The organism is Frankia gtarii, assembly GCF_025403375.1.
In the GTDB taxonomy this organism is placed as follows: Bacteria; Actinomycetota; Actinomycetes; order Frankiales; family Frankiaceae; genus Frankia; species Frankia gtarii.
Genome location: NZ_JAMPTM010000124.1, coordinates 1 through 18,260, shown reverse-complemented (window position 1 = coordinate 18,260; position 18,260 = coordinate 1). Strand labels below are relative to the sequence as shown.

16 protein-coding genes and 1 pseudogene are annotated in these 18,260 nt (G+C 71.8%); 10 read left to right on the top strand and 7 right to left on the bottom strand.

Features of this window, described 5'->3' with window-relative positions; genetic code table 11:
- Positions 1-232: 232 nt before the first annotated feature.
- From NBZ83_RS18175 to NBZ83_RS18155, 5 genes are all read right to left on the bottom strand, one after another.
- Positions 233-637, bottom strand: a complete 405-nt coding sequence (locus NBZ83_RS18175; RefSeq protein WP_261567117.1) for a M67 family metallopeptidase — start codon at positions 635-637, stop codon at positions 233-235.
- Positions 638-722: 85 nt separating this feature from the next.
- Positions 723-1,262 carry a DUF2017 domain-containing protein gene (locus NBZ83_RS18170; RefSeq protein ID WP_261559496.1) on the bottom strand — a complete coding sequence of 180 codons (540 nt, stop codon included), beginning with the start codon at positions 1,260-1,262 and terminating at the stop codon, positions 723-725.
- 1,321 nt (positions 1,263-2,583) lie between these two features.
- The gene (gene clpS / locus NBZ83_RS18165; protein WP_136448067.1) at positions 2,584-2,874 is read right to left on the bottom strand and encodes an ATP-dependent Clp protease adapter ClpS; all 291 of its coding nucleotides are present in this window, start codon (positions 2,872-2,874) and stop codon (positions 2,584-2,586) included.
- Positions 2,875-2,984: 110 nt separating this feature from the next.
- A complete protein-coding gene (locus NBZ83_RS18160) occupies positions 2,985-3,650 on the bottom strand; it encodes an NUDIX hydrolase (RefSeq protein WP_261567115.1) in 666 nt (221 codons plus the stop codon).
- Positions 3,651-3,844: 194 nt separating this feature from the next.
- The gene (locus NBZ83_RS18155; RefSeq protein ID WP_261575458.1) at positions 3,845-5,266 is read right to left on the bottom strand and encodes a nicotinate phosphoribosyltransferase; all 1,422 of its coding nucleotides are present in this window, start codon (positions 5,264-5,266) and stop codon (positions 3,845-3,847) included.
- Positions 5,267-5,447: 181 nt separating this feature from the next.
- Between NBZ83_RS18155 and NBZ83_RS18150 the strand changes: the two genes are divergently transcribed.
- From NBZ83_RS18150 to NBZ83_RS18115, 8 genes are all read left to right on the top strand, one after another.
- Entirely contained in the window at positions 5,448-5,771 is a 324-nt protein-coding gene (locus NBZ83_RS18150) for a hypothetical protein (RefSeq protein ID WP_261567113.1), read from the top strand.
- A gap of 169 nt (positions 5,772-5,940) precedes the next feature.
- Positions 5,941-7,437 (top strand): helix-turn-helix domain-containing protein, encoded by a 1,497-nt coding sequence (locus NBZ83_RS18145; protein ID WP_261575457.1) that lies wholly within the window; start codon positions 5,941-5,943, stop codon positions 7,435-7,437.
- A gap of 8 nt (positions 7,438-7,445) precedes the next feature.
- Positions 7,446-8,441, top strand: coding sequence for an NAD-dependent epimerase/dehydratase family protein (locus NBZ83_RS18140; protein WP_261567111.1), 996 nt, complete (start codon positions 7,446-7,448; stop codon positions 8,439-8,441).
- A gap of 217 nt (positions 8,442-8,658) precedes the next feature.
- On the top strand, positions 8,659-9,084 hold the full coding sequence (locus NBZ83_RS18135) for a hypothetical protein (RefSeq protein ID WP_261567110.1): 426 nt from the start codon (positions 8,659-8,661) through the stop codon (positions 9,082-9,084).
- 680 nt (positions 9,085-9,764) lie between these two features.
- On the top strand, positions 9,765-10,253 hold the full coding sequence (locus NBZ83_RS18130; protein ID WP_261567128.1) for a transporter: 489 nt from the start codon (positions 9,765-9,767) through the stop codon (positions 10,251-10,253).
- A 102-nt stretch (positions 10,254-10,355) separates the two neighbouring features.
- Positions 10,356-12,644 carry an ABC transporter permease gene (locus NBZ83_RS18125; RefSeq protein ID WP_261567109.1) on the top strand — a complete coding sequence of 763 codons (2,289 nt, stop codon included), beginning with the start codon at positions 10,356-10,358 and terminating at the stop codon, positions 12,642-12,644.
- Positions 12,641-13,489, top strand: a complete 849-nt coding sequence (locus tag NBZ83_RS18120) for an ABC transporter ATP-binding protein (RefSeq protein WP_261567108.1) — start codon at positions 12,641-12,643, stop codon at positions 13,487-13,489. Before NBZ83_RS18125 ends, NBZ83_RS18120 begins: the two co-directional genes overlap by 4 nt.
- A complete protein-coding gene (locus NBZ83_RS18115; RefSeq protein WP_261567107.1) occupies positions 13,486-14,190 on the top strand; it encodes an ABC transporter ATP-binding protein in 705 nt (234 codons plus the stop codon). The genes NBZ83_RS18120 and NBZ83_RS18115 overlap by 4 nt, the downstream gene beginning before the upstream one ends.
- A 172-nt stretch (positions 14,191-14,362) precedes the next feature.
- Here the strand turns inward: NBZ83_RS18115 and NBZ83_RS18110 are convergent, their stop codons facing one another.
- Together NBZ83_RS18110 and NBZ83_RS18105 are read right to left on the bottom strand one after the other, a co-directional pair.
- Complete coding sequence (locus NBZ83_RS18110) at positions 14,363-15,712, bottom strand: ABC transporter substrate-binding protein (RefSeq protein ID WP_261567106.1); 1,350 nt, start codon at positions 15,710-15,712, stop codon at positions 14,363-14,365.
- A gap of 115 nt (positions 15,713-15,827) precedes the next feature.
- A complete protein-coding gene (locus tag NBZ83_RS18105) occupies positions 15,828-16,931 on the bottom strand; it encodes a helix-turn-helix domain-containing protein (RefSeq protein ID WP_261575456.1) in 1,104 nt (367 codons plus the stop codon).
- A 438-nt stretch (positions 16,932-17,369) separates the two neighbouring features.
- On the opposite strand from NBZ83_RS18105, the gene NBZ83_RS18100 reads away from it, so the two are divergent.
- Positions 17,370-17,654, top strand: coding sequence for an acyltransferase family protein (locus NBZ83_RS18100; RefSeq protein WP_261567104.1), 285 nt, complete (start codon positions 17,370-17,372; stop codon positions 17,652-17,654).
- 37 nt (positions 17,655-17,691) lie between these two features.
- Positions 17,692-18,260, top strand: a pseudogene (locus NBZ83_RS18095) (hypothetical protein); the annotation flags it as partial.

Here is an 18,260-nt window from a genome sequence, read left to right as displayed (position 1 = left end):
GATCTTACGCGGGCGGGGACGTTGCGACAGGCGCCTGGGAACGCGCCGGCGCGAGGGCTGCGCCGCTCGCAGGCCCAGGATGCCCCGACGACGCGGCGGTTGTCCCACGTTCCGCGCGCGCGGACACGGACAGTGTTCCTATATAGCCCGCATCGCCGGAACCGGCCACGCCGTCACCCCCCTCGCCGTGCCGTACGAACGGCCGACCCCGCCACTGCAACGTCACAGGTCCTTAGACGATTTCCACCGGCTCCTCGGTGACCACGCCGTCCACGATCCGGAAGGACCGGAACTCGGTCTGGTCGGACTCCCGGGTGGAGGCCAGCACGTAGTGTGCGCCGGGCTCACCGGCGAGAGAGATGTCCGTGCGGGACGGGAAGGCCTCGGTCGCGGTGTGCGAGTGGTAGATCACGACGGGTTCCTCGTCGCGGTCGTCCATCTCCCGCCAGATCCGCAGCTGCTCCATCGGATCGAAGCGGTAGAAGGTCGGCGAGCGCTCGGCGTTCTCCATGGGAATGAACCGCTCCGGCCGATCCGAACCCGCCGGGCCAGCGACGACCCCGCACGCCTCGTCGGGATGATCACGGCGGGCATGGGCGACGATCGCCTCGTAACAGGCACGGTCGATACGCAGCACTGACCCACCGTACGACGCGGAAGGGGCGGTCTGGGCGGTCCTGGCGACGAGACCGTCCCGGTCGGCCGCAATCGCGGCGGGCGGCCTAGTCCAGCGTCCGGGTCAGCTCGTCGAGCAGCCCGGTCAGAAAGACGTACGTCGCCACCAGCGGGTAGCGAGGATCCTCGGGATCCATGGACTCCAACTCGTCGGTGGAGTCGTCGTCGGTCAGGGCGAGGCGGGTGCCCAGGAACAGCCGCAGGTCGTTCAGAGTGGTCAGCCAGTCCTGGGCGGCGTCCTCGCTGAGGACGAGCGCGACCCCGGGAGCAGGCATGGCGGCCAGGACCCGGCGGGCCGCGTCCCGTTTGCGGGCGAGCAGGTCGTCGGTGCGGCGGCGACGAAAGTCCCCGGAGGCCATCGGGTCGTCCGGGTACGGGTCGGGAAGCAACCGGGCCATCGCCGGGTCCTCCGGTGGCGGCGGGGCGGTGTCACGCAGCCCGACCAACGCCTCCAGCGGATCCTCGACGGGCGGTGGTTCGAGCAGCGCCTCGATCTGACCGACGAGCTGGGACAGCAACGCCGACTCCCACCGCGGCAGCCGCAGTTCGATCCCGGCCCGGGTGCGACGGAAACCGTCAGCAGCCACGACGTCGTGCCCTCCATCACCCCTCGTCCGCGGCACCCGCCCGCGGATCACTGACCGGTCACCGCTCAACGCGGCCGCGGCGGCTCAAACCATTCGCTCGCCGGGTTCCGCGGTGCCACCGCGCCCGGAGAAGGAGCGGCGGGCGCACGGCGAGACCACGGCGGACGGTCGGCAGATGACCACAGCCAGCTTAGTCCAGTCGGCGGAGTGCCCCGCGCGCCGCGCTCGCCGCACTCGGCGCGCTCGGCGCGCTCGGCGCGCTCGGCGCGCTCGGCGCGCTCGGCGCGCTCGGCGCACCGGCTGGCCGACGAGAGCACGGCCACAGCGGCGGTGGCTGTGGGGCCTGGCGCGGCTGCGAGCCGGCGCCCACCGGCCGCTGCGCGCCCTGCGGCGGGTACCCCCGCGGCCGTCCTGCGGGCGCCTTCGGTGGTGACCCCACGTAAGAGGTAGCTCGATCGATCCACCCGGAATCTGGATGATTTTGCGATACAGAAGCTGTTGGACCCGGCACCGAGCGGAGTCATCCGGCGGCCACTCGACGCCCGTCGGCGAAGGCGGGACCGCGATTACCCGGAATATTCCGGGCCAGTTGGTCGAATTTTCGCGGACAGCCGATACACACAGCCCGGATTCATCGTAAGAGGCCAGCCGAACCGAACAGCGACAGGTAATGATTCGTGAAATGAATTACGAATACCGGTTGCCGAACTTTTCGGAACCGTCGCCGCGCGGCTCTCCAGGGCCGATCCGGACGAATCTCGCCCGCGCCTTCACGGCCCACCGAGCACATTGTCGAACCCCCGCTCGAGGCCGGACTGACCGGCCCCCGGCATTCCGTCCTCCCCGGTCAGAATCACGCGCCGACCGCCACCCCGACCGGCCGGCGCGCGCCGGCGCCGCCCGCCGACGGCGGCCGACCTCGCCCCACCCACACCCGATCCAGCTAGCCCTTTGTGGCAACGTTGGCCGGACGGAGTGACCGGGTTGGACGTGCGCGAGCCCCACGCGGCCGCCGCCGCCCGCCAGCCCGGCTTCCGGCCGGCCCGGTCCGCGGCCGGCTCGATACGCGGCCATATTGCGGCCAGATCGTGCCGAGGCTTACGTACGGTTTTACGGCCGAAAACCGCAACCAGATCTCGGCACGATTCCGTGCACAACTGGTCACATAAAGATGCGAAGGATGCCGCGGCCGACGAAGCGCATCGAACCCCGAAGCGCCCGCCTGCCACCCGATCGAGCCCCCTGCGGCCACTGGCCACACAGGACTCGCGCCACACAGGACTCGCGCGGCTAGTCCTGTATCCCCGGCCTGGAGGGCTGGTCAGTCCTGGGCGATCGTCGCCCACAGCCCGTAGGCATGCAGGCGCTCCGCGTCGGCCTCCATCTCCTCCCTGGTGCCGGTGGCGACCGAGGCGCGTCCCTTCTGGTGGACGTCGAGCATCAGCTCGGTGGCCTTCGACCTGCTGTAGCCGAACAACTTCTGGAAGACGTAGGTCACGTACGACATGAGGTTGATCGGATCGTTCCAGACGATCGTGACCCACGGCCGCTCGTCGTCGAGGGCCTCGTCGACTTCCTCGACGTCAAGTGGCGACACGGCGGTGACAGACACGAGGCCTATTGTTACGCCATTCCCGCGCCCTGACCCGCTGCCGGGCACGGTGAGATGCAACGGAGCATGTCACGGTCACGGCGTGCAACGGCGCGGCACGGCGCCGACGGTCAGACCGAGCGACGCAGCAGCGGCGGGTGCAGCGCCGTGGCCAAGCCACGCCGGTACAGCTCGGCCGGCCGGCCGCCGCCGCGCGGGGAGGTGCGCTGGCCCAGTGGGACGACGAACCCGGGCGTGGACAGCACCTTGCGCCGGAAGTTCGGCGGATCCAGCGCGACGCCCCAGGCAGCCTCGTAGACGCGGCGCAGGTCAGCGAGGGTGAATCGGTCCTCGCAGAAGGCGGCGGCCAGCGGGGTGTACTCCAGCTTCGCGCGAGCCCGCTCCACCCCGTCGGCGACGATCCGTGGATGGTCGAGGGCCAGCATGGGGCCGTCCGCGGAGCCCAGGTCCGCCACCGGCCACCACCGCGCACGGGGGCCGTCGGAGCCGGGCGGCGGCGACGGCAGGTTCGGCAACAGGGCGAGGTAGGCGACGCTGACCCGGGGCGCCCGCTGGTCGCGATGCGGGCCACCGTAGGTGCGCAGCTGCTCCAGATGGCCGGTCATCGTCACCCCGGTCTCGGCCCACAACCGGCGCGACGCCGAGGTGTCGAGGTCCTCATCGCCGTCGACGAATCCGCCGGGCAGGGCCCAGGGCGCGTCGAACGGCGGGTCGTCCCGGCGGATCAGCAGGACGCAGAGCCGGCCGCCGCGCAGGGTCAGCAGAACCAGGTCCACGCTGACGGCGACAACCGGCGGCCCGGCGACATCACCGTGAGGCCGCCCGTCGTCGCCGTCATGCGGACCGCGAACCTGATTCGGCGGCGATGCAGGCGGCACCCCTCCAGTCTGGCCATGCCCACCTCACCGCACACGGCCCCCTCCCCGTAGCGGCTTCGCGGTGACCCAGGACAGGTCCGACGCGGGACGGGTCACACGCGAGTGGTGTGCACCACGGGCAGGCACGGTTGACCGAAACGCACGTCCCGCGCCGTCGGGGGCAGCGCGGCGAAGGCCCGGCCGTGGTGCTCCCGGGCCCGCCTCGTGCCGGTGGGGCCGACCAGATCGGCGTCGACCGGTTCGCCGCCCACGACGATCGGCCGGAGCAGCTCACGGTCTCGGGCCCCGCCGGATCGCAACCCGGAGTCGGCCGCCACCGGCAGGAGGGCGGCGGCGAAGGTCGTGGCGGCGGAGGGGGCGCCGGCTGCCGGGGCCGCGGCGGTCACAGCAGCGGCGGGAGCGGCGGGAACGGCGGGAACGGCGGCCGCATAGGCGGGGAGGACGACGTCGGCCACCGCGCGGCCGCTGGGGTCGTGGCGGCGCACCACGCGCTTACGTCCCCCGCGACTGGTCTTGCCCACCGATTTCTTGGCCACGGCGATGCCATCGACCTCGACGAGTTTGTAGACGAACCCGGCGGTTGGCGCCCCGGACCCGGTGACCAGGCTGGTCCCGACGCCATAGCCGTCCACGGGCGCCTGCGCCAACCGGGCGATGGCGTGCTCGTCGAGGTCCCCGGTGACGATGATCCTGGTGTCGGTGGCACCGAGCCCGTCGAGTTGAGCGCGGGCCGCCGTCGCCTGGGCGCCGAGGTCGCCGCTGTCGATCCGGATGGCGCCGAGCTGCGGCCCGGCGGCCGCGACCGCGGCGGCGATGCCCTCGGCGACATCGTAGGTGTCGACAAGCAGCGTCGTGTCGCAGCCCAGCGCGGCCACCTGGGCGGCGAACGCCGCAGCTTCGGTGGGGTGGACGAGGGTGAACGCGTGCGCGCTGGTCCCCACGCTGGGCACGGCATAGGTCCGGGCCGCCTCCAGGTTGGAGCTGGCCGCGAAGCCCGCCAGATAGGCCGCCCGCGCGGCCGCCACGGCCGCGGCCTCGTGGGTACGCCGCGAGCCCATCTCCAGGCAGGGCCGCCCGCCGGCCGCGGCGACCATGCGGGCGGCGGCCGCGGCGATCGCGCTGTCGTGGTTGAGGATCGACAGCACGAGCGTCTCCAACAGCACCGACTCGGCGAACGTCCCTTCGACGGCGAGAACCGGCGTGCCGGGGAAGAACGGCTCGCCCTCGGCGAAGGCACGGATGTCGCCGCGGAAGCGGTAGTCCGCCAGCCAGGCGGCGGTGTCGTCGTCGACCGCACCGGCGGCGCGCAGCGCGGCGAGCTCTGGCGGGGCGAAGCGGAAGGCCGCCAGGGCTTCGAGTAGCCGGCCGGTGCCGGCGAACACACCGAAACGGCGGCCGGGCGGCAGCGAACGGGTGAAGACCTCGAAGACCACATGACGGTTCGCCGCCCCGGAGCGGAGCGCCGCCCGCAGCATGGTCAACTCATAGTGATCGGTCATAAGTGCCGTGGACATCCGGAACAGGCTAGGGACGAGCCCGCTCAGATGCGCGTCTGGCGACATCCCGCGGGCGGCGGAAGGGGATGGGTTCGCCGTGCCGGGGGGGTGTTGATCCGGCGGTGGGGCGGACGCAATCCTGCATGATGTCCCTCACACCTTGCCGCCCCCCCACCAGCCGCGACCGGAGTACCTCGACGTGACGACGCCCGCGACCGACCTCGCGCCGGCTGAGTGCGCGCCGCGGATGACGCGGTTCTCGGCCGATCGGCGGCAATTCGACAGGACCTGTGTAGTCACCCAACGCCGTCATGCGATCGTCTTGAGCGTGGACCACAGTAATGCCGGCATCTTCATCGTCGTGGTCGGCGGCGCGTTGCTCGCACTGCTCGTGCTCGGCGGCCGAGCCGGTCGGAGCATCGCCCGCGACGTGTGGAGCCGCATCGGCTTCTTCCGTTGGATACTCGTCGCGATCATTGTCGTGGTAGTCCTCGATCTGTCCGACGGGTTACCCAACCAATGAACGCCACGATGGCAGGAACAGCACTGCATAACGCAAGGCAGCGAAGACGTTGCAGGACGCCACCGGACCACCTCCGTACGGGGTGGTCGATTTATGTCACTGCGCTCGCAGATGCCCGACTCGTTATGCTCACTTCGCGTAACACGATTGTCGGACGAGAGGACAGCGGGTGACTGGTCACACCTGGCTCTGGACGCCACCGCGGGCCACTCCAGCCAGCGTCGGCGTCGGCCAGCTCCTGAGGGCTTACCGGCAGGCCCACGGTCTGACACAGCAGCAACTGGCCGATCGGCTGGGTTTCGACCAGTCGTACGTGTCAAAGGTGGAAAGCGGCCGCCGGGCCATCCACGACATCTCGACGCTGCGCCACATCGCCCGCAACCTCGCGCTGTCCCCGGAGGACGTGGGCCTGGCGCCCGGCGCGATGGCGGACCGCAGGCGGGACAGCAGCCCACGCAGTCCCGCGGCCGAGCAGGTCGCCGCCAGCCAGCGTGCCTGGCGGCTGACCCGAGACCACCTCAACCACCATCGGATCAGCCTCGCCCGGGCCGCGGTGCGGCTCTACCCGGAGACCGACCGGCTCGGCAGCGGCCTGCTGGCCCGTCCGGGCTGGGTCTGGGACCGGCCGGTGGACATCGACGAAGTCGCCCTGCGTTGGCAGGACAAGGTCGAACCGCCGCTGATCCGCGGAGACGAGCCGGAGACGGCCGGCAGCCGCCCGCTGCTCGACGGCGGCAGCGCGCAGACCCGGTACCAGCGTTACACCCGGGCGATGCGCGACCTCGACCGGCCGACGCTGTTCGAGAACCGGCTGAGCTTCCGGCTGCTGGACATCGCCGGCGATGGCACGGCGCCGGTGACGGCGGACAACCGTCCGACGCTGAACTTCGGGCATACGACCTACTTCGACGCCGTCGACGTGTGCGAGACGGTGGCGCACGAGGCGGCCGCCGCGATGGCCGGCACCGGGCTGTCCTGGCCCGCGCTGCCGTTCCGGGCGCGCATCGGCAACCCGTTCGACTTCGGTCGCCGGGTGGCCCTGCCTTCGATCAACACCCTGACGATCCGGCACGATCGGGGCGGCCAGGCAAGTTTCTTCCTGCACCGGCGCAGCGCGGGCTCCGTGGCGACCGCGGGCGGGGTCTACCACGTGATCCCTGCCGGGGTGTTCCAGCCGTCGGGGATCACCGCGTTCCACCACGAGGCCGACTTCGACCTGTGGCGCAACATCATGCGGGAGCTCAGCGAGGAGCTGCTCGGCAACCCCGAGCACGACGGCAGTTCGTCCAGCCCGATCGACTACGACACCGATGAGCCGTTCCGCTCCTTCGAGCAGGCTCGGCGCGCCGGCTCGGTGCGGGTGTCGTACTTCGGCATCGGCCTCGACGCGTTGACCTTGTTCGGCGAGATACTCACCGTCGTGGTTATCGATGCGGATGCCTTCGACAAGCTGTTCGGCGGCATGGTCCAGAGCAACGCCGAGGGTTCCGTCGTCACGGCCGGGCCCAACCGAGCGGTGACCGAGGGCATCCCGTTCACCCACACCTCGCTGCGTCGCCTCGTCGACACCGAGCCCATCGCTCCGTCGGCGGCGGCCTGCCTCGAGCTCGCCTGGCGCCACCGCGAGACGCTGCTGCCCGGCGTGCGCGCGCGGACGGCGTCCTGACCCGGGACATGCGCGTTCTGGTCACCGGTGCGTCCGGATTCATCGGCGGAGTGGTCACGGACGCCCTCGCCGCCGACGGCCACGCGGTGACCGCGATGGTGCGCGACCACTCCTCGGCGCCGGCCTTCGCGCCCGGCGTCGAGGTGGTGGCCGCGGACCTGCTCGACCTGCGGCAGCTCACCACCGCCGGGGTGGATCAAGGCTTCGACGGGGTGTGCCATCTCGCGGCCCTGACCCGGGTCCGGGAGTCGCGGATGGCCCCCCTGCGCTATTTCCAGGCCAACCTGACGGGCACCGTCAACCTGCTCACGGCGCTGGAGATCGGCACGGAACGGACCGGGGTCGCGCCCGCGTTCGTGTTCGGCTCCAGCTGCGCCGTCTACGGCGACGTCGATCTGACCGGCGTCCCGGAGAGCCGACCGCCGGACCCGTCCAACCCCTACGGCGCGTCCAAACTCGCCGCCGAGCGCCTGCTGAGCCACCAGGCCGGCACCGGTCTGATCGGCGCGGTCATCCTGCGCTCGTTCAATGTCGCCGGCGCCGTCGCCGGGCGCTTCGACCGGGACGACAGCCGGATCATCCCGGCCGCGATCGCGGTGGCGAGCGGGCGCCGCGACGTCTTCCGCGTCAACGGAGACGGGCGCGCGCTGCGGGAGTACGTCCACGTCGGGGACATGGCCGCCGCCTACCACGCCGCGCTGACGGCGGCCACGCCGGGACGCTGCTCGGTGTTCAACGTGGGCAGCGGCATCGGGGTGAGCATCGCCGACGTGCTGGCGGCCGTCGGCCGGGCCAGCGGGCGCCCGGTGCGCCGCATCCACTGCCCGCCCGTCCCCGAGCCCAAGGCGCTCATCGGGGACAGCCGGCGGATCCGCACCGAGCTGGGCTGGAGCTCGCCCCAGTCGGGCATCGACCAGATCGTCACCGACGCCTGGCGGTTCGGCCGGGCCTCCGGCGGGACCGGGGTGCCACCGCGGCAGCGCAACGTCCCGATCATCACCTGACGCCTCCGACACCGGCTCAAACCGGACGTCCCCCGGGGCTACCGCCTACCGTGCACACCCCGTAACCTGTAGCGAAGTACGATCTCTGGGCTCTGGACCAGCGCCTCCGGCGCTGGCAACCTGGGGCATCAGCCCGGACGATCAGATCCGGCGAACGGTCGGACCAACCCGGTCCGTTCGGCCGGCAGGCAGTTTCGACCCGCGGGACGAAGTGATCATGACAGGCTTTCCCGACCCCGAAGGGCTGGCTGTGATGGTGGCGGACCGACACCTGGGCCCACGGCCCTGCCACGTCTACGACTACGACGGCGCCTACCTGGGCTCGTTCACGAGCTGGTCGGCGGCGCATGAGTGGGCCCACCTGCAGGCCGCGATGGGTGGCGTCCCCGGGCCGCTCGAGGTGGAGGATCGGCAGCTCGGGCAGCGCCGACGCGTCTGGGTGGACCGCTGCGCGGACCTGCTCGCGGCAGCCGAGACGCCGGCCGGAGCCCACGCCTCCTGGGCCGTCGGGTCCGCAGCCGACCACGCCGGGTCTCCCACCGACGACCATGCCTCGGTCATCGCGCCGCTCGGCGCCGCGGTGCTCTGCGACGTCCTCGACGCCCCCACCGTCATTCCCGCGCAGCCCCGCCGGTCGGACTGATCCGCCCAGGCCGCGGGTCAGGCGGACGGGCCAGCGCCCCCCGCGCGGCGACCGCTTCCGCAATCCGGACCCCGGAATCTCCGCCGATGGCCCGAAGGGGCAACTTTCCCGCACGAGAAACCCAACACATCGGCATCGCCAACGGATGCGAGGGCCGGGCGGCGGGCGGCGCCGACCGGCGCGAATCCGGCGCAGGCGCCGGGACGGGCAGCGGCCGACCCTCGGGCCCGCCCCGACCCGCGGCCCTCCGGCCTGGGCGAATCGGGCTGCGCCCGCCTGCCCCACGGCCCGGACGGGACGCCACACCGGCGGATCCGGGCGCCGGCCTGCGCCGGGAGCGCCGCCCGCCGGAGCCGGTTCGCGGGCTCGGGCCGACCGGCAGCGGCGAACCGATCGTCCTGGGGTCGACGGGCGCCGGCATAAGCCCCAGACTGTCCGTAGGCGGACATACCTGACCGCCCTCGTGGACGTTGGCCTATCCTCGTATACCGAATGCGAGGAAGCCTCCCGTGCCGCCGGAGCTCGCCGGGAACATCCGTGGGCCACCCGACAGAGCACCTGTTCAGCTCCGAGCACTAATCTGACGTCTGTCGTGACCCGGATCATCGACCGGGCCGGGCGCCAGGCGGGACACCGCGCCCGAACGACCGATGACGAGACGCTCCATGGGGGAGACGAAAGTGGACGAGCAGACCGCTGGGACCGGTAATCCGCGGCCCACGTCGCGCCTGGTGGTCGACGTGGTCCGGGCGCTGCGCGGATGGGTGGTGGCGGCGGCCGGCGGCGTTCTGCTTCTCGGCTGCTACCTGGGCGTCTCCAAGGAGACAGATGTCGCGCTACAGCTACCGTACGTGGTATCCGGCGGTTTCGGCGGGTTGGCGCTAGTCCTGATCGGCAGCGCGCTGCTGGTCGCCGACCGCTTCGAGGCGGCCCAGGCCGCGCAGGCCCGCACCGTCGGCCAGGTCGACGACCTGCACTCGCTGATCATCGCTGCCGCCACCACCGGCGCGGAAGCCGGCGGCGGGGCACCCACCACCTCGACCCAGGCGTCCTACCAGCAGCAGCCCGCCGCCCCGCCGCAGAATTCCTACTTCAACTCGACCGGCGACGCCGTGGCGGGTGGGCCCGCGCACCCGGCGGGAATCAGCGCCCCCGGCCCGCGCGCCTGACCCGCCGGCGTCTCCCCGCGTTGCGACGGCGCCTCGGAAGGCGAGCGTTCCCGTGATCAGATCTGACCCGACCGGCGACGGCGGACGCCGAGAGGGTGGCCGATGACCAGCATTGACCTGGCGCTGGCCGGCGTCTCACTGGGCGCGATCGCCGCCCTGTCCGGCATCGGCCTGCTGGTCACCTATCGCACCAACGGCGTACTCAACCTCGCTCAGGGCGGGATCGCCACCCTGGTGGCCTACGTCTTCCGCGAGATGGTCGTCGAGTGGAACCTGCCGATCTGGCTGGCCGCCGTGTTCTCCCTCGCCGTGGTGTCCCCCGGCATCGGTCTGCTGCTCGAACGGCTCGTGTTCCGGCCGCTGGCTCGCCGCCGGGCGTCCGCTGCCGAGTCCCTCGTCGCCAGCCTCGGCGTGCTGGTCCTGAGCCTCGGCATCACCGCGGGCATCTGGGGGCTGGGGTCGCGCAGCGACGCGCCCAGCATCTTCCCGAACTCGTCGGTCCGGCTGTTCGGTGACACCCGGATCGGGGTCGACGCCCTGGCCGAACTGGTCATGGTCATCGTGTTCGCCGGGGTCATCGGGCTCATCGCCGCCCGGACCGCCTTCGGCCGCCAGATCCGGGCCGTCGTCGACGACCGGCAGCTCGCCGAGCTGTCGGGCGTGCCCGCCGACAAGGTCGCGGCCGCCGGCTGGGCCGCCGGCACCACGATGGCGGGGCTGACCGGCATCCTGCTCGCCCCCCGCTTCCAGCTCACCCCCTACGGCCTGACCCTGCTGGTCCTGGAGACCTTCGCGGTGGTCGTGGCCGCCCGACTGTCGAGCATGCCGGTCGCGGTCCTCACCGCGCTGGGAATCGCGATCCTGCAGAGCGAGCTCAAGCAGTTCACCCTGCACGGCGACGCCGGCCAGATCCTGACCGTGCTCCAGTCGAACCTGTTCATCGTCGCCCTGCTGGTCCTGCTGCTGGCCGTCCCGAAACTGCGGGAGCTGGGTTCGGGCGACTCCGGCGCGACGGCGAGCTTCTCCAGCCGCGGTGCGCCGCCGTCCGGACGGGTCAGCGGGGTCCGGCTCCGTCAGGACTATCTCGGCAAGCTGGGCGGTGGGGCGCTGCTGCTCGCGCCGCTCACCTTCGCACCCTCCGATCTGCGCTCGGCGTTCATGGTGCCGGCGCTGGCCCTGATCTTCCTGTCGATGGTGATCGTCACCGGCTACAGCGGGCAGCTCTCCCTCGGGGCCGCCGGCTTCGCGGGCCTCGGCGCGCTGCTGTCGCTCAAACTCGCCAACGGCGACCTGTTCGGCCTGCCGGCGATGCCGGGAATCGTGTCGATGTTCGTCGGTGCGCTGTTCGTCGCCCCGATCGGCCTGATCACCGGCTATCCGGCGATCCGGCGCCGCGGGCTGACGCTGGCCCTGACCACCTTCGCCGTCGGCGCGGTCGTGAGCCGGTTCGTCTTCGAGCAGCCCACCTTCGCCACCGGGCTGTACCTGGACCCGCTGTCGCTGTTCGGCTGGGAGCTGTCCGAGAAGGCCTTCTACGTCTTCGAGCTGATCTGCCTGGGCATCGGCCTGCTGGTGGTGCGCAACCTGCACCACGGCCGGCTCGGCCGGGCCCTGCTCGCCCTGCGCGACCACTCCGAGGGCGCGGCCGCGGTCGGCGTCGACGTGCGCAACCTCAAACTGCTGGCGTTCACCGTCTCCTCCGTCGTCGCCGGGCTCGGCGGGGCACTGCTCGTGCACAGCAGCTACTCGTTCTCCGCCGACGACTTCGCCCCGCTACAGAGCCTGCTGTGGTTCACCGCGGTCGTCGTGTTCGGCGCGGACAGCGCGGCCGGCGCGATCGTGGCCGCCGCCTTCATGGTCACGATCGACGTGCTGGCCCCGGCCGGGTCGTCGACGCTGGCCATCGGCATCCTGGCGCTCGCCCTGGGGTGGATGCCCGGCGGACTCGCCTCGGCCGTTCGCGGCGGGCTCCGGCTACTCGCCCAGTACCTCGCCGACAGCTTCGTCGACCCCAACCAGCGCGCCCCCCGGCCGGTGCCCGTGCGCATCTCCGCGGTGGGTCACCTGCCGGCCACCACCGGCATCACCGGCCTCACCGGCATCCCCGGGATCGGCTCGACCCTGGGCGCGGCCCGCGCCGGGCACTATGCCCGCTGGCCGCTGTCCGGTAGCCAGGACGGGCTGCCCGCGGACGCCCCGCGGCTCACGCCGTTCGGCGCCAGCCTGGTGGCGATGGTCCAGCAGTACACCGCCGCCCAGACCGCGGGGGCCCGCCGGCGGCAGGCCACCGACCCGGACGGCGCCCCGCGCCCGACGGTGCCGCGGCCGGCTGGCCCGACGCCCACCGGCGCCGGGGCCGGGGCCCACCCAGCCGAGGGAGGCCGGGCATGAGCCGGCACGTGCTCCAGGCCGTGGGCCTGGTCCGTCGCTACGGCGGCCTGACCGCGGTCGACCACGTCGACCTCGTCGCCCCACCGGGCATGATCACCGGCCTCATCGGGCCGAACGGCGCCGGCAAGTCGACGCTGTTCAGCCTGCTCACCGGCGTCGAGCAACCCGACGAGGGCAAGGTCGTCCTCGGCAGCACGGACATCACCAAGATGCGCCCGGACATCCGCTCCCGACGTGGCCTGGTGCAGACCTTCCAGGTCCCCTCGCTGTTCCCCACCCTCACCGTCGCGGACAACCTGCTCGTCGGTGCGGAGAACCGGCGCCGGGACTACGCCGGCGGCCTGCTGGGCCTGTCCGCACAGGGCCGGGGTCGAATCAGCCACAGCGCTGAGCGCGTGCTCGAACGGCTGGGTCTGGCCCCGAAGGGACCGGTCACCCAGATCGTCGAGGAGGTCCTGGACTCCCTCGGCCTGTCCGATGTGCGCGACACGATCGCCGGGACGCTGCCCACCGGGGCGCTGCGGCTGGTGGAGTTCGCCCGGGCGCTGTGCGCGCGCCCGGACATCCTGCTGCTCGACGAGCCCGCCAGCGGCCTGGACAGCGAGGAGACCGCCAAGCTGTCGCAGCTGCTGCGGCGGACCGCCGCCGACGGGGTCGGCATCGTCATCGTCGATCACGACGTCGACCTCGTCTTCTCCGTCGTCGACCAGGTGTATGCGATGGTGGGCGGCCGGGTCGTCGCGTCCGGCGACCCGGAGACGGTCCGCAACGACCCGACCGTGCGGTCGGTGTACCTGGCGCAGGCACCCCTCGCCGCGGCGGGGCACTCCGGGGAGGCACGTTGACGACGGCGACCGCCGAGCTCGCACTGACGGGAGCCCGCGCCGGCTACGGCACGGTCGAGGTCCTGCACGGCCTCGACCTCGCCATCCCGGCCGGGAAGGTGACCGCCCTGCTGGGGGCGAACGGCGCGGGCAAGTCCACCACGCTGCGGGTACTGGCGGGGCTGATCCCGTTGCGGGCGGGCGCCCTGGCCTGGCGCGGCGAGGACATCACCCGGCTGTCCACCGTGGACCGGGCGCGGCGCGGCCTGATGCTGGTGCCGGACGAACGGGCCGTGTTCGCCACCCTGTCGGTCCGGGACAACCTGCAGATCATCGCCGAGACGAGCGGGCATCCCGACATCACCCCGGCGCTGGAGTCCTTCCCCCGGCTGCGTGAGCGGCTCACCCAGCGGGCCGGTTCGATGTCCGGCGGCGAGCGCCGGATGCTGGCACTGGCCAGGGCCCTGCTCGCCCGCCCGTCGGTGCTCATGGTCGACGAGCTGTCACTCGGCCTGTCGCCGAAGGTCGCCGCGGACCTGTTCGGCTGGCTGGCGACCGTGGCCGCCTCCGGCACCACGGTCCTGCTCGCCGACCAGTACACCGAGCAGGCACTGGCCATGGCCGACCAGGTCTACGTCCTGCACCGGGGAGAACGGTCCTTCGCCGGCACGCCCGCCGAGTTCGCCGGCCGCGCGGCTACCGGCGCCGCCTCCTCCGCCTAATGGGAGCTACCGGGTCGGCATAGCGCAGGCTCGAGGCCGGTCTGCTGCGGCACCGGTCTGCTGCGGCCCGCTGAATGCCCTGCAACGAGGCGGGCCCCGGCCGGGAATCACCCGCGGGTACGGGGATTCCGGCCGGGGCCCGAATCTTCTCGGCGGCCACCGCCGCCAGCCGTCAGCCTGCCGAGTAGCCCAGGTTCGGGACGGTAAAGCAGTTCGTGTTCATGTCCTTGACCTGGCTTTCCCAGCCGCCCTTGCCGCCGTTCGCCGAGTCCTTCCAGCGGGCGACGTTCAGGCAGTTCTTATCCTGTGCGGGCGGTTGCGCAGCCTTCGTGAAGTTGCGGCCGGTCGGAATGAGCAGCCCGTGGCCGTCGTAGTCCTTGCCACTGTTCATGTACGCCTCGACGCACGAGCGGGTCACGTTCGCGCCGCAGGACCGGATCGCGTCGGTCAGCCACTGGGCCGCGGCGTAGCCCTCCAGGGTCCACAGGTTCTCCTTGGCCACCCGGTCGGGCGCCGCCGCCTGAAGATCCTTCTGGAACTGCGCCACCGCGGGGATCGAGGTGTCCTGGTAGTTGGCCGAGCCGCTGGTCGCGTAGATCGTGCTCCGGCAGGTCGGCGACGCGCTGTAGAGCTGGCCGACGTTGTTCGCCCAGCCCTGCGGCGTGGTCACCTTGGCCTGCAGCGGCATCTTCTGGCTCTCGATGGAGTTGCACAGCCGCGCGTTGCCGCCGTCGTCCATCGCGTCGAAGACGATCTGCACGCCGCGCCGCTTGAGGTCGAGCACCGCGGAGTCCCAGTTCGGGGCCCCGAGATTGATCTCCTCCTCGACGACGTTGTAGCCCTCCTTGCGCAGGCCGTCGGCGATCGACTTGGCGTAGCGCTGCGACTGGGCGACGTTGTAGTACACGACCCCGGCCGTGTTGGTGCGCAGATTCTGCTTGAACCAGCGGTAGATCTCCGTCCCCGCATACAGCGTGCCGTTGTAGCCGGGGCGGTCACCGTTGCGCGGGTAGTAGCTACCGTAGATCGAGTACAGGTGCGGGTACTGGTCGTACTCGGTGCCGACGGGCTGGCCACCGATGTCGGGCACGCTCTTCGAGTTGATGTACTGCGCACCCGCGTAACTGAAGGCGGTCACACCGGCGAGCGCGAAGACCTTCTCGTCGTCGACGAGTTTGTGCGCGCAGCTGACGTTGCCGTCGGGGCTGCCCTTGTCGTCGCACTCGGCGAGGTTCACGCTACGACCGTTCACGCCGCCGGCCGCGTTGAGCGCCTTGAAGTAGGCCCTCGCCCCGTATAGCGATGCGGAGAACGTGTCTGGACCAAAGCCGCTGCTCAGGCCGGCAATCGTACCGATTTTTATCTCGGTAGGTGTGACCCCGACGTCGGAGGCGGTGTTGTTCGACGCACCGGCCTGCGTGCTGGCGGCCGTGGTCGGCTCAGTGCTGCCCGCCCGGCTGCCGCAGGCGACGAGCGCCAGCGACGACAGCGCAACGACGGCGACGAGCGATTTCGCCCGCATGGACATGCTCTCCCCAGGTAGATCGGTGACGCTCGAACGGTACGGCCGGATCGACGCCCTCGATACGTCAGGCTGACGACAGCCAACCAGCCGCCGCCGACCACGTACCGTTACATCAGCCGGCGTTGCGTACAAACATGCGGCGCCACCAGCTTCGACGCACCGCAGGCGCGCTCACGCGCTCCACCGGTGCCTCCTCCGCGGCCGGGGAGCTCTCCCCGGCCACGCCTTGATCGCCCTCCCCGTGACCCGTTCCCGCGCCCTCGGCCGGCGCGACAGCGCTGTCGGTGGCCGATTCCGCGGAAGGGAGAACATCGGTCCCCGTCCGGTCGCCGTCCCCGCCGCTGGCCGCAGCCGCCGCGGGGACCGCCTCCGTCCCGAAAGGCTCGGCTACCGTACCGCCCGGCAGGTCCGCCGATGGCGTGGCATCGCCCGAGGCCTTCGCCGGCCCCGGCGGGATCGTGCTCCCCAACCGGGCCATCGCCTCGTCGAGGGCGGCCAGGACCTGCCCGAGTGTCGCCACCGAATCTTCTGCCCCGACGGGCGCGGGGGTCGTCTCGGCCACAATCACAGCCGCAGCCGGTTCCGCGGGCACCGCCACGATCGGCGCCAGCGCCCCCACCGACACCAGCTCCGCGGTCGGCTCAGGCCCCGCGGCCGGCTCGGATTCGATGGCTGACACAGACTCCGCGGCCGGCTCAGGCCCCGCGGCCGGCTCAGATTCGATGGCTGACACAGGCTCCGCGGGAAGAATCGGCGCGGATTCCACGACCGACACCGGCTCGACGACCGACACCGGCTTCAGGGCCGGCTCCGTGTCCCCTGTCGGCTCGATCTCCGCCGCTGGCGCGTCGTCGGCGATCTGCGCTTCGGCCAGGACCGGCTCGGGAGCCGGTTCCACGGCGGCAGCCGGTTCCACGGCGGCAGCCGGTTCCACGGCGGCGAGGGCGCTCGCGGCAACCAGACTCACCGGCGCCGGATCGGCTGGGACGGAACCGGCCGGGATGTCGGGGGTCGCGACGGCCGCCTCCGGCAGCCGATTGAGGATGCGGCCGCCAGCGCCCTGCGCGCGCAGCAGCTGTCCCGTCTGCGCAAGTCGCCGGCAGACCTGGTTCACCGTGCCCCGGCTCGCCCCGGTCGCCGCGGCCAGCCTGCCGTCGTCCAATCCCTCGGGAGCCTTGGCGAGCTGGTCGAGTATCCGCTCAGCAACAGTAGCCACAAAGCGGACGCTATACGCCAACTGCCATTCGGTGACAAGCGGGGTCGCCTCACGCGGTAATCGTGTCCATACCGCTGCCGTTGGCATCCGCAATGCTGGTCGTACCTGCTCTCAGCCCCGCTCGACACATCCCCATCTGAGCGGATCCGCGCGCGACACGGCGAACCGACCGGCCGCCCGACCACCGCCGCCTGCCGATGCCGCGGCGCCTGAGGGAAACCGCTGTAACCGACGTTGTCTGCGCCGGACGGGGATGCCCGAGGGCAGGAGTAGGAACCTCCCCCGCCACGCGGGGTACGTCACCGTCAATGACTTATCGACTACAGATAGCTATATTTCGCCGAGGAGTCACCGCGTGACCAAGGCCCAAATCCACCCGGCCGGACTGCCGGGCGGCCGTGGCCGTCCGGCCCGCCGAACACGGGATGGGGGGACCGGATGAGCCGCCCGGAGCCGCGACAGACGGTGGCATCGGCGTTCGACCCACGCCGCGACAGTTTCGGATTCCTCCGGATCGGGCTGGCGCTGGTTGTCTTCGTCCAGCACGGCCTCGCCGCCGGTGGACTCGCACCCGCGCCCACCGCCCGGTACGACCCGGCCGTCATCGCGGTCGACTGCTTCTTCGTCATCAGCGGCTTCCTCATCACCCGCAGCCGCCTGACGATCAGGTCGACCCGCCGGTTCCTGGTGCACCGATTCCTACATGTCCTGCCCGGGTTCTAGATGTGCCTCGTCGTCGTCGCGATGGTCATCGTCCCGCTTGGCTGGCTGCACGAGCATCGGACGCTGGGCCGGCTATCCCGACGCCCGCCCACACGGCCCCTTCGCCTACCTGGCCGCGAACAGCCTGCTGGTGATGAGGTCCTACGACATCCCCGGCACCCCGCGGCACGTGCCCGTCGCCGCGATGCCCGGCGGGCCGGTTGCGTGGGACGGCTCGCTGTGGACGCTGCGCTGGGAGGCGTTGCGCTACCTCGGGATCGCCGCACTCGGCGCGTACGGCCTGCTGCGCCGCCGGCCAGCAGTGGTCGGCGGCCTCGCCGTGGCACTGTGGGCGGCCATCCGGCTGCCGCCGTGGAAGGTCGCCGCCCGCAACGACCTGTCCTACGGCACGTACATCTACTCGGCACCGGTGCAGCAGCCACCCGCCGCCTACGGCCTGCACCCGCACGGTCCGATGCCGTCCTTTCTCGCCAGCGTGGCAGGCACCGCCCTGCTGGCGCTGGCGAGCTGGCGGCTCGCCGAACAGCCGGCACTACGCCTGAAGAACCGTGCCCTGCCCAGGCCGGGCCGGGCGATCCTCGTGCGGGCGCGGCAGCGGCGTCCGGG

Bases quoted from the DNA above. Each gene is read 5' to 3' on its own strand.
- NBZ83_RS18110 (WP_261567106.1), bottom strand. From the start codon at position 15,712: ATGCGGGCGAAATCGCTCGTCGCCGTCGTTGCGCTGTCGTCGCTGGCG.
- NBZ83_RS18125 (WP_261567109.1), top strand. From the start codon at position 10,356: ATGACCAGCATTGACCTGGCGCTGGCCGGCGTCTCACTGGGCGCGATC.
- NBZ83_RS18155 (WP_261575458.1), bottom strand. From the start codon at position 5,266: ATGTCCACGGCACTTATGACCGATCACTATGAGTTGACCATGCTGCGG.
- NBZ83_RS18120 (WP_261567108.1), top strand. From the start codon at position 12,641: ATGAGCCGGCACGTGCTCCAGGCCGTGGGCCTGGTCCGTCGCTACGGC.
- NBZ83_RS18100 (WP_261567104.1), top strand. From the start codon at position 17,370: ATGAGCCGCCCGGAGCCGCGACAGACGGTGGCATCGGCGTTCGACCCA.
- NBZ83_RS18140 (WP_261567111.1), top strand. From the start codon at position 7,446: ATGCGCGTTCTGGTCACCGGTGCGTCCGGATTCATCGGCGGAGTGGTC.
- NBZ83_RS18135 (WP_261567110.1), top strand. From the start codon at position 8,659: ATGACAGGCTTTCCCGACCCCGAAGGGCTGGCTGTGATGGTGGCGGAC.